The sequence below is a fragment of the Chryseobacterium sp. ERMR1:04 genome (assembly GCF_001297705.1).
Classification (GTDB): Bacteria; Bacteroidota; Bacteroidia; order Flavobacteriales; family Weeksellaceae; genus Chryseobacterium.
On record NZ_LIRF01000009.1, the window covers coordinates 77,800 to 93,243 of the forward strand.

The following is a 15,444-nucleotide window of genomic DNA, read 5'->3' on the forward strand; positions in this document are numbered from 1 at the left end:
AATGGAAAATTTAGTGTATGCAATAGTACTTTTACCACTTTTAGGTTTTCTTATTAACGGTTTATTCGGGAAAAATCTTCCAAAAATAGTTGTTGGAAGTTTGGCTACGATTGCTGTTTTCGGATCTTTCTGTATCGCAGTAAGCCTTTTCATGAATTTCGATTCTGAAAGTCAGCCTGTGATCGTAAAAGCTTTTGAATGGTTTAGAGTAAATGGAATTCAGATCAATTTTGGTTTCCAGATCGATCAATTATCATTAATGATGATTATGGTTATCACAGGAATCGGATCTTTGATTCACCTGTACTCTATCGGATATATGAGTCATGATAAAGGTTTCTATAAGTTTTTTACTTATTTAAATCTATTTATCTTCTCAATGTTATTATTAGTAATGGGAAGCAACTACCTGATCTTATTCATCGGATGGGAAGGTGTAGGATTGTGTTCTTATTTATTGATTGGGTTTTGGTATACCAACGAAGAATATGGTAAAGCAGCAAGAAAAGCTTTCATCATGAACAGAATTGGTGACTTAGCATTATTGATCGGTATCTTTATGATCGCTTCTCAAACCAATGCAGTAGATTACCTTACAGTAGCTCAAAACGCAGGGAAATTTGAATTAGATGGATCTGTAATTATCTTTATTACGGCGAGTTTATTTATCGGTGCAACTGGTAAATCGGCTCAGGTCCCTTTATATACTTGGTTACCGGACGCGATGGCAGGACCAACTCCTGTATCAGCATTGATTCATGCGGCAACGATGGTTACGGCAGGTATTTATTTAGTGGTAAGATCAAATTTCTTATTTACGTTAGCACCAACCGTTCAGGACGGAATCTTATTAATAGGATTCTTAACCGCTGCTTTAGCCGGTTTCTATGCTCTTCGTCAAAACGATATCAAAAAAGTATTGGCCTATTCTACAGTTTCACAACTTGGATTCATGTTCATTGCTTTAGGATTAGGAGCGTATACAACAGCAATGTTCCACGTAATGACGCACGCTTTCTTCAAAGCATTGTTATTCTTAGGAGCAGGTTCTGTAATTCACGCAATGAGCAACGAACAGGATATGCGTTTCATGGGAGGTCTTAAAAAGTACATTCCTATTACTCACGCTACCTTCCTTATCGGAACATTGGCAATTTCAGGATTCCCTTTATTATCAGGGATGATTTCTAAAGACGAAATTTTAGTGGCTGCTTATGCTAAAAACCCTATTTACTGGGTAATGTTATTCATTTTAGCGGCAATCACTGCAACGTATATGTTCAGACTGTATTACCTGACTTTCCACGGAGAGTTCAGAGGTACAGAAGATCAGAAACACCATTTACACGAAAGCCCGACAAGCATGACATTACCATTGATCGTCTTGGCTATTCTTTCTGTATTAGGTGGATTAATTAACCTTCCTCACTTCATCGGACACGGTCATTATGCCAAACTAATGGAATGGCTAAAACCTGTTCTTACCGAGGAAAGTTTCAAACAAATGGAAAGTACCCTTTCAGGAGTTCCTTTTAATACTGAAATGATCCTTCTTGGAGCAACAGTATTAATGTTCTTCGCTGTTTGGTTCATTGTGAAAAATACTTATGTAAATAAGAAGAAAATGGCTCTTGCTGAAGAGAACTACACCGGATGGGAAAAGCTTTCTGCTAAAAAACTATATGTAGACGAACTTTACAATGCATTAATTGTAAAAACTGTTGAAGGATTAGGACGTGGAGGAAAGATGTTTGATAAGGGAATACTAGATCGTTTCGTTGACTTTGTGGGCGAAGGCGCTGAAGACAGCGGCAGATCTATGAAACGTATCCAAAACGGAAACGTTGAGACATATATACTTATCATGTCTTTAGCTGTGGGAATTATACTGATTGTTAACTTTATACTACAATAATAATGTCTTGTTTATTATTAACATTATTGCTTTTACCTCTAGTAGGATCGGGACTGGTTTTTGCCTGGAAAGATAAATCCAGCAAATATTTAGCACTAGGAATTGCATTGGTTCAAATGCTTATTACGTTTTACATCGCTGCGGATTTCGATTTTAATCCTACCGTAGACAGTGTATTACAGCACGAGATCAATTATCCTTGGTCACAATTTATTAAAAGCTCTCTTCATTTCGGGATAGACGGGATGAGCTTGCTGCTTTTATTATTGACCAACATCTTAACGCCGATCATCATTTTATCTTCGTTTAATGAAAATGTGAGTTACAAAAACTCTTTCTATGGTTTGATCTTGCTTATGCAGTTCGGATTGGTAGGAGTTTTCACCTCTTTGGATGGTTTACTGTTCTACATTTTCTGGGAAGTAACTTTGATCCCAATTTGGTTTATTGCCGGACTTTGGGGACAGGAAAATAAAAGATTAGAATTCACTACGAAATTCTTTGTCTATACATTCGTTGGATCTTTATTCATGTTGGTAGGATTGATTTATGTTTACAATCATTCCGCATCATTTGCATTAACAGATCTATACAATGCTACATTAAACGAAACGCAACAGACTGTGGTCTTCTGGTTTATTTTCTTTGCTTTTGCAGTGAAATTACCGGTATTTCCTTTCCATACTTGGCAGCCTGATACCTATACCTACTCTCCTACTCAAGGATCGATGTTGTTATCTGGTATTATGCTAAAGATGGCAGTTTATGGAGTTCTTCGTTACTTATTACCAATTACTCCAATTCCAATTGCAGGAATTTCAGGACAAATTGTAATCATTCTTGCAATTGTAGGAATTGTTCACGGAGCATTAATTGCAATCATCCAGACAGATATGAAGAGAATCATTGCATACTCTTCTTTCTCTCACGTTGGATTGATGGTAGCAGGTATCTTTGCTTCTGCAGTAGTTACTTTAAGAGGATCATTCAACATTGAAGGTGCCGAAGGAGCTTTAGTACAAACTTTTGCGCACGGTATCAACGTCGTAGGTTTATTCTACTGTTGTGATATTTTATATAAGAGATTTAAATCAAGAGACATCAGACAAATGGGAGGTTTAGCGAAAGTGGCGCCGAAGTTTGCCGTATTATTCTTGATCATTGTATTAGGTTCAATGGGAGTTCCATTAACCAACGGATTCATCGGAGAATTTATCTTGTTGAAATCTATATATGATTTTAACGGATTAGCAGCAGTAATCGCTGGTCTTACGGTAATTCTTTGTGCTGTTTACTTATTGAGATTCTACGGAAAAGCAATGTTCGGAGAAGGAAATGATGCCGTATTAAGCACCGCAAAAGATCTATCTGCAGTAGAATTTTCTGTATTGGCAAGTATCGCAGTTTTTGTGATCTTATTAGGTATTTTCCCTCAACCGGTAATTACAATGGTAAGTAGCTCAGTGAAGTTTATCTACACAGCTATGGCTAATTAAGAAATTAAAAGATTTAAAAATTAAAAAATTAAGAGAGAGTATGAAATTTAGAAGTTATTTTTATTCTAATGCTCAGTTCTCAAATCTCAAATCTATATTATGAGTGTTTTAATTATTGTTTTCCTAACGGCAATTGTTGCGTTATTTTCAGGAGTTTTCGAACAAGGAAAATTCGCAAGATACATTGGGATTTTTGGATTAATCATCGCATTATATGTAAGCTTCATGCCAGAACTTGCTTTTTTCGAAAAGTACAGACACATGTATGACTATACTGCAAATACTGCCTTATTTACAAAAATATCAATTGTAACTACTTTATTATTATTCTTTTTGGGAGGTTTTGCATTCAGCAATCACAGAAGCCACCAGTCAGAATTATATGCATTAATGTTGTTTGCATTATGTGGAGGGATCGTACTTTTCGGTTTCCAAAACTTGGTAACATTATTCTTAGGAGTAGAAATTCTTTCCATTCCTTTATATGTAATGGCGGGTGCCAACAAAACTGATCTAAGATCAAACGAAGCTTCTATTAAATATTTCCTAATGGGTGCATTTGCAACAGGGTTCCTCTTGTTTGGTATTGCGTTTATTTATGGAAGTACAGGAACTTTCGATTTATATAAAATTCATGATTTCGGAACACAGAATCCTAAAAATGTAATGTTCATTCTGGGAGTTCTGTTGATGCTTTGTGCAATGGCATTTAAAGTAGCATTAGCACCTTTCCACATGTGGAGTCCGGATGTTTATTCAGGTTCACCATCATTGATCACAGCTTTCATGGCAAGTGTTGTGAAAATCTCAGGATTCTATGCATTATTCAGATTAATGACAATTGGTTTCGCAGGCGTTACTCATGACTGGATCAATGTATTTGGAGTATTCTTAATCATTACCTTATTCTTAGCCAACGCAATGGGTCTTGCACAGACCAATGCGAAGAGAATGTTGGCGTATTCATCAGTATCTCACGCAGGATACATCGGTTTGGTTTTCTTCGGAATGACGAGCCTTTCTACCTATAACTTAGCATTCTATTTATTTGCTTATTCGTTATCTACAGTAGGTGTATTTATGTGTTTGATCTGGGTAGAAAAATTAAAGAGAGAAACTTCTTTCGGAGCATTCAAAGGATTGGCAAAATCTGAGCCCTTATTGGCAACCGTTGCAGCGATCTCATTGCTATCAATGGCTGGAGTTCCTTTAACAGCAGGTTTCATGGGTAAATTTGCTTTATTCTCTCAGGCTATGAACGGTGCAGCTTTCTTAGTATTAGTAGCCGTTTTAGGTTCTGCAATTTCAATTGCTTTTTACCTGAGATTAATTATTGCCATGTTCTTCTATAAAGAAACAACTTTCAAAACATCAGAAAAAGTAACACTTACCTATAATATTGTTGCCGTTGTTATTATTGCTTCAATCATTATGTTAGGAGTTGCTCCTGATTTATTTGCAAAACAGTTCGGATTGTAAGATCTGAATTTTAATATACAAAAGCACAACTTTTCCGGTTGTGCTTTTTTTGTGGAATTTTATGAGAGAATTATGATTAAGAAATGGTGTAATTTCTACCTTATTTTAGTCTATATATTATCATTGTCAATATATAAAACATTTAATAATCAGGGTTGGAAACTGAACTTTTAAAAAACCTTCGCCGCCAATAAATAAGGTTCAGAGAGAATATTCCCATACGTACCATAACCACAAAGACCATACAAATTAATACTGAAATCAAAAGGATTTAGCCCCGTTGATCTGATTTCATTAGTAGAGATCACAATATAAAAGCCCCACTCGCCTTTCCATGATCCAGAAATACTCTGCCAGGTATTCCAATTGGATGTTGTGTAACTCGCCGTATATGGATTGGCTCCGTGATCAGTATCCACATCTCCTTGCCAATGTTCATTAATTCTAAGGGTAACATTAGTCGCAGGTTGTTGCAGAAGCCTAAATTGAAAAGAATGATCAACTGTAGTCCCCGTGATCGTTTCGGCAAAACGTACTTCCATATTCAGTTCAGGTATTTTTAATGTAGGTTTGGGAAAATTTTGCAGATAAGAATTTCGACCTCTGTATTTCGCTTTATATATTTTAGCCCCTTCATTACCCGTAGAGACTTGTTCGGTTCGGTTCCATATAGGAGAAGTAGTGGTTCCTTTATTTATATACATCCCCGATGCCATTGCACTGTTTCCCAAATGGTAAAGAAAGAGTCCGATTGCAGGATTTGGGATCGTAATTGCATCATCAGTACTTGCAAGTGTATTTCTTGGAATCAAAAGGCCTTGATTAGAAGATTCTAAATGTAAAGCTGAAGAAGCATCTGGTGTTGATGTTCCTATTCCTATTTGACTAAAGCCAAAAGAAACGGAACATAAAGCTACTGTTACTAAGTATTTTTTCATGAGAATGTGTTTTATTTAAAAGAAATTTGATATCTAATAATTGTTCTTAGTGTATTTGGAGGATTACTATAATATTTAAATAGCTACTATCTAAAATACTTCCGCAGCCAATGTATAAGGCTCTAAACTCACACTTCCATAAGTTCCATAACCACAAAGTCCATACATGTTCATCGAGTAATTGAACGGGTTTAGCCCTGTAGCTCTATTTTCATCAGTAGATATTACATAATAATACCCCCATTCAAAATTCCATTCAATTCCCCCAACATTTTGCCATACATTCCAATTCGTAGGAGTAAATGTAAGAAAGGTACCATACGCATTATGGCTATGTCCCTGCCAATGTCCTAATAATCTAGTTGCAACATTTACAGTGGGTACTTGTAAAAGCCTAACTTGTAAATAATTATTGGTGCCATCATCACCAAATCTCATTTCTAAGTTCATCTCAGGTATTGATAACGTCGGCTTAGGATAGTTTTGTAAGTAAGAATTACGGCCTCTGTATTTCGTTTTATAGATTTTACTTCCTTCAGTGTTAGTAACACTCTGTCCGGTTCTAGTCCAGACAGGGGCGCTAGGCGTTCCGAGGTTAATATAAACACCTGCTGATAGTGCACTATTTCCAAGATGATAGACAAGAAGACCTGTAGCCGGATTAGGAATTGTAACGGCATCCCCACTCCCACTAAGGGTATTTCTTGGAGGTAAAATACCTTTTTTAGAAGATTCTAAATGTAAAATAGAAGATGGATCAGGAGTAGTTGTTCCTATTCCTACTTGACTGAATATAAAAGAAACGGGAAATAATAGGACTATAAAAAAAATGAACTTTTTCATAATATGTGTTTTAAGTGAATGTCAATTTATTTCGTAGAATTTTGAAAATAGATATAAAACTTCATTGATATTGATTTCATTATTAGGATTTTATATTTGTATATTCTCATTTTCCCAATACGATTTAATAAGCAACTCTCCTTCTATTCTCTTTCATTCTTTCGTATAAATTTATAACCGTTTATAATAACGTTAATTTTTTAAGGGGTTAATTCCTGTTAATAAATTTCCATTTACAAATAAAATCCGTTAATAAAAACAAAATCAAATAACTAATAATCAAATCATTAAAAACAACATTATGTTAAATAAAAAGTACCCTGACTTTAGAATAATTACTAACATCACCAAAAAATAATAGTTCCAATTTTATATCTTGAAAAAGCAAAATGCCTCGTAAAAAGCCTCATCAAATTCAACGCAAGAAAGAAGGAAATATATTGGATAATTTAGATGGATTGATAGATAAAAACAGCGTGTTTACAACCCTCAAGTTGTCGTTTTTTCATAACTTTACTTGAAATTTCGGTTTTTGGCAAATTTTTATAAAAAAGAAGCTCCCTTTCAGGTCTACATGTCATTCAAAAAGTATTTGGATGTGTTAGAACATATCCGATATAACGACCGTTTGGAGTATCGCGTTAATTATGCCGAGTCATTAATTGATAAAACTAAAAATTTCAAAGAGCTTAAAGATGGCTTTCAGGATGTCACATTACTAGACAAACATGAAGACCTCATCAGGCTTTTAATGGCCGACCTTTTTCCAACAGGTTTAACCAATAATGAAATAAAAGCAGCAAGTATTCCGCTTTCTAACATTACATTTAATTATACCGAAAGATTCAAAGACATTCTTAAAGATGCAGGAAAAGACTTTGAAATAGAACTTCGAAACATCGATGATGACGAGTTTTATGTATTCTGCTGCTGCCTAATTTTACAGAGTTATTTCAAAAGAGATATAAAAAGTACCCTTCCCTTTTATTATGACATCCCAAATAAACAGGGAATCATGAAGCACTATAAAATTACGGTAAACTCAGATTTTATCGAGATCTATCCGGGGGAAAAAACAGCTATTCCCTCTGATGAAGTGTTAAATATGCTATTGGAAAATATAGATGATTTCAAGCTTTGGAAGAGATATTTCCCGCCTCAATCTTGGATATTAAAAGGCTTTACCATTATTTCTCTTGTAGATTGTACTTCAGAGGTTGCATTATCTGATCTAAAATCAAGCATGATACAGATCGACCCTGAGAACATGAATCCGGATGAAAACTTAACTGAAATATTCAAATCTTACTTTGATGTTTCTCAGCTTAATTTTGGGTTAATGCTTTTCAACAAAAAAGATCAAAGACTGGAGAAACTTCCGATCTACGAAAACTTTTTCACCAATCATATTCTAGATTTCTGGATCAATGCTTTTGATGAAGAAACGAGAAAAAATACATTTGATAATTTAAATCACAATTCTAAAGCGATTGTTGTTTCGAATGTGGATAACTTGGACGAAGAAGTAAAAAGAATCCCCTCTTTCAGTATTTTAAAAGATAATAACATCAACAGTTTCATGGTAATTCCTATCATGAGAGACAGTGAATTGTTGGCCATTATGGAGTTTACTTCTCCACAAGCGAACAGTTTCAACGGATTAAAATTAAAAAAACTGGAGTTCTTCACAGATATGATCCTTTTTTCAATCAACAGATTTAGTTTTGAAAAAAATTATCAGATAGAAGCCATTATCCAGCGAGAATATACTTCCATTCACGACAGTGTAGTCTGGAAATTCAGAAATGAAGCCGAGAAATATTTCAATGCCTCCATGGCAAAAAAGATATACACGTTAAAGCAAATTTCATTTAAAACATTAACACCACTTTTTGGTTTTTCTGATATTCGTTCTTCGTCGGAAAAGCGTTTTAATCTGATGTTGGAAGATCTTAATCAGCAAATTGATGGTCTTCATGATATTTTTGTATCCATTAATTCAGATTCAGAGAAATATTTGCTGGCTTTAGATATTTTTGAGAATGAATTAAACAATGAAATAAAAGCTGATACCGAACAACGTCTTCAAAGATTATTGAGAGATGAAATTCATCCTTACTTGCAAGGCAAATTGGAAGTACAGTCTACTGATGAACTTAAAACCAAGATCAAAGATTATTTCACTCAGGTTTTCACCCAGAATGATTTATTCTATGCCAACAGAAAAAGTTTAGACGATTCTATCACGTTGGTCAATAGAAAATTGGCGGATATTTTAGACGAAAGTCAGGTAGAAGCTCAGCAGATCTTCCCCCATTATTATGAAAGATTTAAATCAGACGGAATAGAGCATAATTTATTCACAGGGCAAAATATTGCTCCGGATCTTACGTATTCGTCAAAGATTGTGCATAAGTTGAGATATTGGCAATTGAAAACTGTTTGCAAAATGGAACAGGAATTTCAGAATTTCAAAAAAGGGCTACCGATCTCTTTAGATATTGCTTCTCTTATTTTTGTTTATAACGAAAAAATAGACATCCGTTTCCGAATGGATGAAAAACGTTTTGACGTAGATGGAGCATATAATTCTTACTACGAAATTATTAAAAAACGTCTTGACAAAGCTCATATAAAAGATTCAGCGGAAAGAATAACCTGCCCAGGAAAAATCACTATTGTTTATTTCGGAATGGAAAATCAAAAAGAATATCTCGATTATATTTCCAAGCTTCAGAAAAAAGGTATTCTTCAGCCTGATGTAGAGTTTTTAAGAGTAGAAGATTTGCAGGGAATTACAGGATTATTAGCCTTAAGAGTTTCCTTTACTCAGGAAGATTAATTCACAAAATAAGAATCCGGTTTCTTCAATTCACCTTGCGGAATATTTGCCTGCTCGAAAATGGAGAACTCGATTGTTCTGCAAATACTGTTCAACGCAAGATCATTTTCTTCTTCCCCAAAAGGCTCTGCTATTTCCTGAATAATCGCATCTAAAGCAATGAAAGTGTAACTGATCAACAACACAATTAAAGGCATCATCCAGCCCAAACTATCGACTAATCCAAAAGGTAACCAAAAGCAATACAGATACACCGTTCTGTGCAGTAAAACACTGTACGCAAAAGGTAAAGGCGTATTATAAATCCTCTCGCAACCACCGGAAATATTAGAAAACTGGTTCAGTTGATGATCCAAAGAAGTTAAGACAATCGTGTCTATATTTCCTTTTTTATTCTGTTCGCTCAGCCATTCTGCAATAAATCCTAGAATAATACTTGGAATAAATTTTTTACCTTCCAGCTGCTTAACCTGTTCAGGAGAAAGCAAGCGCAAAAGATGCTCAGTTCCGGATTTATCTCTTAACTGATAATTTAATGACCAGCAAAACGCCGAAATCATTTTTACAATTTTCTTTTTATCGTTTTGAGCTTCCGGAGAAGAATCATTAATTAATGAAAAGATCTGTCTTGTTAAAGATCTGGTTTCAATCACCAATAATCCCCAAAGTTTTCTTCCTTCCCAATAACGGTCATAACTCGCAGAATTACAAAATCCCATGAAAATGGCCAAGGCAAGACCTATCAGCGTAAAGATCGTAGGATTAAGATGAACTTTATAATCGTATATTTTCCCTTTAAAAAGATAAACCGCCAAAGAGAACAACGTGATAAGAACAAGCTGAACAATAATTTTCTTCAACACAGAACCTCTCCATATAAATAGCATTTTCAGCCAGTTCGTCCGCTGTCTTACAATCATTTTCTTAGATTAATTTTAAATTAAAGTGAAAGAAAAGCATACGCAAAAGATAAAACAGAAATAATAATTCCCACCATAAAAATCTGATACGTGATGGATAAAAGCTTATATTTTCTTTCCAAAACCTTCCCTAAATAATACAGATCTTTTACCATAGAATCATAAATATAATCTCTGTCTTTGATCAAATCTTTCATCGCATCATGATAATCATTAAACAACATCTGCTGAAAGTTTCCGAAAAACAAAAGATTTACTTTTCTATCTGCAATATCCTGCTTGGTAAACTGAGTCTTGGTAACGTTCGGTTTTGTGGATAAGATGGCAAAAATAATGGTTAAAACACTAGATAGTAACAACACAAAACTAGGAATAATAAGGTGTGCATTTTTTGGAGCATCCAGTTTCGGAACCAAAACAGAAAGACAAACCGAAATGATAATGGCATTTACAGAAAGTAAAATATTCGCTTTACTGTCGGCAATATCACTTAGTCTGGTGTGGTTATTCAATGTAATTCTGAACAACGTATCTACGCTTCTGTCTGATTTTGCTTCTTTAGGTTCTTTGGGCTCCTTTGGTTCTTTCTTAGTTTCAGAACTCTCTTTCTTCTCCTCCTCCTTTTCTAGCTTTTTCTCTATCTTTTTGATATTTTTCTTTTTGAGCGACTCCCAGTTTTCCTTTGCATAGTCCGTATAAAACTGATGTTTATTTTTAAGCATCTCAAGGTTTCCGGCGTTCCATTCGTCATTAGAAAAACATCTTACATTGGTAAGCTCCCATTCTTTTCTCAGGGCATCCGAAATATCGTTATAGTCATAACTTGCAAAATGACTGCAGTCTGCATCTTTTACTATTTTCTCTAAAAGATTCTGAGGCTGGTATGTAATTTTAGTGGCTAAAATAAGTTTCGAAACATCTTCTATATAGCTTTCAGGATAGTTTTCGTTCAGCAGAAATTTTTTCAGAATCTCAACGCCCTCCTCTTCGTGATTCTGAGGACTTACGATGTAGCCTGTATCATGAAACCAAAGTGCCAACAACACTTTTTCCTGATCCTCACTAGAGACAGGGGTGTTTTTCATAATTTCCTCTGCCTTATTTACCGTGTAGGTGGTATGAATAAAATTATGGTAAGAATATACTGAAGATAACTTATCTTTGAATAAGATTTCAACATAATCTTTGGCTTTGTGTAAAATGCTCATTCCTGAATTTTTGTTAATGTAAATTTATGAATTTATCCTTTAAAACTCATCTAAAAAAAATTTCAATTCTCCTTAGAGTATTATTGCTTGCCGGACTTCTATATTCCTGCGCAACGTATAACGTAAAAAAGGGTAAAAACTTATTTGAAGTTAAAAATTCTGATATAAAATCTGAAAACGACTTTAAAATATTCTTAGTTGGCGATGCTGGAAATGCAGACGAAATTCAGGCACAGCATACGCTAAACATTCTGAAAAATAAGCTGGATTCTGCGAATGAAAATTCTATGGTCCTGTTTCTTGGAGATAATATTTATCCTTCAGGAATGCCAGAAGAATCCGATAAAGAATATCCTTTAGCCAAACAAAAACTGGAAAACCAACTTAATATTACAAAAAATTTCAAAGGAAGAACAGTCGTTATTCCCGGAAATCACGATTGGTATCACGGAATCGACGGATTAAAAGCTCAGGAAAATTTTGTAAAAAAATATCTAAACGATAAAAAAGCGTTTCTTCCCAAAAATGCTTGCCCTATTGATGATATTAGCCTAACCAAAGACATTAAATTAATTATCATTGATACAGAATGGGCTTTAATCAACTGGGACAAATATCCAGGGATTAATAAAAACTGTACGATCAAAACCCGTGAAGATTTCTTTGATGAATTTAAAGATCTCATTAATAAAAATCAGGACAAAAGAATCATCGTAGCATTGCACCATCCTATTATCAGCAGTGGAACACATGCAGGATATAATTCAGCAAAGTCTCATCTTTTCCCTTTAAAAAGTAAAGTTCCCGCTCCCGGTGTAGCAAGCATCATCAATATTCTGAGAAGTTCTTCCGGAGCTAGTTTGGAAGATATCAACAACAAACATTACGCAGATCTGGCCAATAGATTAAAAAGTATTGTTCAGGACAAAGGAAATATCATTTTTGTTTCGGGCCACGACCACAATCTTCAATATCATGAAGAAAGAAATATCAGACAGATCATTAGCGGCGCAGGGTCTAAAACGGATCCGTCAACCATCGCAGAACAAACAGATTTCTCTTACGGAGGAAATGGTTTTGCAGTGCTGAATATCAGGAAAGATCAAAGTTCAGATGTAGAATTCTTTTCAACAAAAGATAATAAGCTTAAAAACCTGTCTCATATTTCGGTGATCTCAAAGCCTGATGTATTTGTCAATAATTATCCCAACTCTTTTCCCAAGACAATATCTTCTACTGTTTATCCTAAAAAATTAACAGAGAAAAGAAGATTTTACACATGGCTTTGGGGCGAGCATTACAGAAAATACTACGGAATGTCTATTGAAGCTCCAACGGCTAATCTTTCCGAATTGGATGGTGGCTACCAACCTTTCAGAGAAGGAGGTGGAAACCAGTCAAACAGTTTACGATTAAGAGCTAAAGACGGACAGGAATTTGTAATGAGAGGGGTGAAAAAAAGTGCTGTGCGTTTCCTTAACAATATGGCATTCAAAAAAAGCACTTTCGGAAATGAATTAAACAATACTTTCCCTGATAAGTTCTTATTAGATTTTTACACGACCAATCATCCTTTCACTCCTTTCTCAGTAGGAAATATGGCAGATAAGCTTAATATCTTCCACAGCAATCCGAGATTATTCTACATTCCGAAACAACAGGCATTGGGTGACTATAATCTCCATTATGGTGACGAGATGTATATGATTGAGGAACGTTTTTCTTCAGACCCTAAAACATTACAGTCATTAGACAATGCAAGAGATATTCTTTCAACCGATGATGTGTTGGAAAATTTCACCAAAAACTATAAATATTCTGTAGATCAGGAATCTTATATCCGAGCAAGAATTTTTGATATGCTCATTGGCGATTGGGACAGACATTCTGATCAATGGAAATGGGCAGAATATAAAGACGGAGACAAAGTAGTGTATAAACCGATTCCTAGAGACAGAGATCAGGCGTTCAGTAAATATGATGGAGCCGCGTTTAGGCTTATCATGAATGTTCCCGCTATCCGCCACATGAAAACATTTAAAGATGATATTAAAAATGTAAAATGGATCAATATGGAGCCTTATCCTTTAGATCTTATCTTCTTAAAAGGTTCTACCGAAAAAGACTGGATTGCACAGGCAAAATATATTCAGGAACATTTAACCGATAAAGATATTGATGACGCTTTTGACAATCTGCCTAAAGAAGTAAAAGATGAAACGATTGCTGATATTCAAAGAAAATTAAAATCAAGAAAAACAAAATTAGAAGATTACGCAATCCGATATTATGATGTCTTACAGGAGAAAGTTCCACTAGCAGGAACCGTAAATCCTGACAAATTTGTGATTACAAAAAATGGACATTCTGTTAATGTAAAACAATATAAAATAGGCAAAAAAGACGAATCTCCCGAGTTGGTATTTGAGAAAACCTATGATGATGCCAAGACAAAAGAACTTTGGATCTATGGGTTGGAAGATGACGACATTTATGAAGTTTCCGGAACTGGAAGACCTAAAATAAATATTCGACTTATAGGAGGTTACAACCATGATGTCTACAATGTGGAAAATGGAAGTAAAGTAAAGATCTATGATTTTAAATCTCAAAAAAACACCTACAACGGTTCGGGAACGAAACATATTTCTGACGATTACGACATCAATACTTACAACTATAAACATCCGAAATATAATTTTGTAGCGGGCTACCCAAATGCAGACTATAACCCTGATGATGGGGTGATTATTGGTTTCTTAGCCAATTACACGGTAAACAATTTTATCCGCGATCCTTATACCCAAAAACATAGTTTAAAAGCCAATTTCTATACTGCCACAGCTGGTTTTAACCTTGCTTATAAAGGAATTTTCAAGAAAGCGATATCAGGATGGGATTTTAACTTAGATGCTTCTTATTCTACGCCACGCTTTTCAGAAAACTTCTTTGGTTTGTCTAACGAAAGTGTGTACGATAAAGAAAATGTAGAGAGAGAATACAACAGAGCAAGAATTTCAAAATTCTTTTTTGCCCCTTCTATTTCTAAGAAAAGTTGGATGAATCTGGAAAACAAATTCCAGCTTACTTTTGAGGATAACAAGGTACAAAGAAATGGAGACCGTTTTGTAGACCAGTCTCCAGACGTAAGGCCTGAGGTTTTTAACAATCAGCAATTTACAGGAGTAAACTATACCTTTAGTTTTAAAAATTTAGATAATAATGCCTTCCCGACGTTAGGAATGGAATTCATTTTGAATGCCGATTGGAAAAGCAATATTTCAAATTTTGATAAAAACTTTTTAACGTTAAATGGTACCTTAACCATTGATCACAGACTTGATAAAAGAGGAAATTTTGTATTGGCCAACTCCAGCAATGCCATGTTGATCAACAATAATAATTTTGAATTTTACCAAGGAGCAAGCATCGGTGGAAATAACGGAATGAGAGCTTTTAGAAATGATAGATTCTCAGGAAGATCTTATTTTACCAATAACTCAGAAATCCGTTGGGATTTTGGAAGAGTAAGAAACAACATTATTCCTGCCAATATGGGTGTGTTAATTGGTTATGACATCGGAAGAGTTTGGAATGATAAAGAAGATTCTAACAAATGGCACCAATCTGCCGGCGTTGGATTCTGGATGAGCGTTGTCGAAATGTTCTCTGCAAGATTAAACTATTTCTACGGATCTGATGGGGGAAGAATTTCTGGTGGCGTGGGAATGACGTTTTAAAAAATAATTTATCACAAATACAGCTAAAAGCCTTAGAAAATATTTTTCTGAGGCTTTTTTAAT

Annotated in this window: 9 protein-coding genes; 5 read left to right on the plus strand and 4 right to left on the minus strand. The window is 34.8% G+C overall.

Annotation, left to right across the window (positions count from 1 at the left end):
* Window position 1 precedes the first annotated feature (1 nt).
* The 3 genes from nuoL (at window position 2) to AMQ68_RS23105 (ending at window position 4,890) form a co-directional block, all read left to right on the plus strand.
* Window positions 2-1,915: an NADH-quinone oxidoreductase subunit L gene (nuoL, locus tag AMQ68_RS23095; RefSeq protein WP_054512966.1), complete on the plus strand. Its 1,914-nt coding sequence runs from the start codon at window positions 2-4 to the stop codon at window positions 1,913-1,915.
* Window positions 1,916-1,917: 2 nt separating this feature from the next.
* A complete protein-coding gene (locus tag AMQ68_RS23100; RefSeq protein ID WP_054512967.1) occupies window positions 1,918-3,411 on the plus strand; it encodes a NuoM family protein in 1,494 nt (497 codons plus the stop codon).
* Window positions 3,412-3,510: 99 nt separating this feature from the next.
* The gene (locus AMQ68_RS23105; protein WP_054512968.1) at window positions 3,511-4,890 is read left to right on the plus strand and encodes an NADH-quinone oxidoreductase subunit N; all 1,380 of its coding nucleotides are present in this window, start codon (window positions 3,511-3,513) and stop codon (window positions 4,888-4,890) included.
* 170 nt (window positions 4,891-5,060) lie between these two features.
* Here AMQ68_RS23105 and AMQ68_RS23110 read toward each other — a convergent pair whose 3' ends face one another.
* Entirely contained in the window at window positions 5,061-5,828 is a 768-nt protein-coding gene (locus AMQ68_RS23110; protein ID WP_054512969.1) for a hypothetical protein, read from the minus strand.
* Window positions 5,829-5,918: 90 nt separating this feature from the next.
* Window positions 5,919-6,671: a hypothetical protein gene (locus AMQ68_RS23115; protein WP_054512970.1), complete on the minus strand. Its 753-nt coding sequence runs from the start codon at window positions 6,669-6,671 to the stop codon at window positions 5,919-5,921.
* 532 nt (window positions 6,672-7,203) lie between these two features.
* Here AMQ68_RS23115 and AMQ68_RS23120 point away from each other — a divergent pair.
* The gene (locus AMQ68_RS23120; protein WP_054512971.1) at window positions 7,204-9,513 is read left to right on the plus strand and encodes a GAF domain-containing protein; all 2,310 of its coding nucleotides are present in this window, start codon (window positions 7,204-7,206) and stop codon (window positions 9,511-9,513) included.
* On the opposite strand, the gene AMQ68_RS23125 is transcribed toward AMQ68_RS23120, so the two are convergent.
* A complete protein-coding gene (locus tag AMQ68_RS23125) occupies window positions 9,510-10,433 on the minus strand; it encodes a bestrophin family protein (protein ID WP_054512972.1) in 924 nt (307 codons plus the stop codon). The two genes, AMQ68_RS23120 and AMQ68_RS23125, sit on opposite strands and share 4 nt — an antisense overlap.
* Before the next feature lie 20 nt (window positions 10,434-10,453).
* Complete coding sequence (locus AMQ68_RS23130; protein WP_054512973.1) at window positions 10,454-11,641, minus strand: Pycsar system effector family protein; 1,188 nt, start codon at window positions 11,639-11,641, stop codon at window positions 10,454-10,456.
* A gap of 26 nt (window positions 11,642-11,667) precedes the next feature.
* Between AMQ68_RS23130 and AMQ68_RS23135 the strand changes: the two genes are divergently transcribed.
* Complete coding sequence (locus AMQ68_RS23135; protein WP_054512974.1) at window positions 11,668-15,381, plus strand: metallophosphoesterase; 3,714 nt, start codon at window positions 11,668-11,670, stop codon at window positions 15,379-15,381.
* Window positions 15,382-15,444 lie beyond the last annotated feature (63 nt).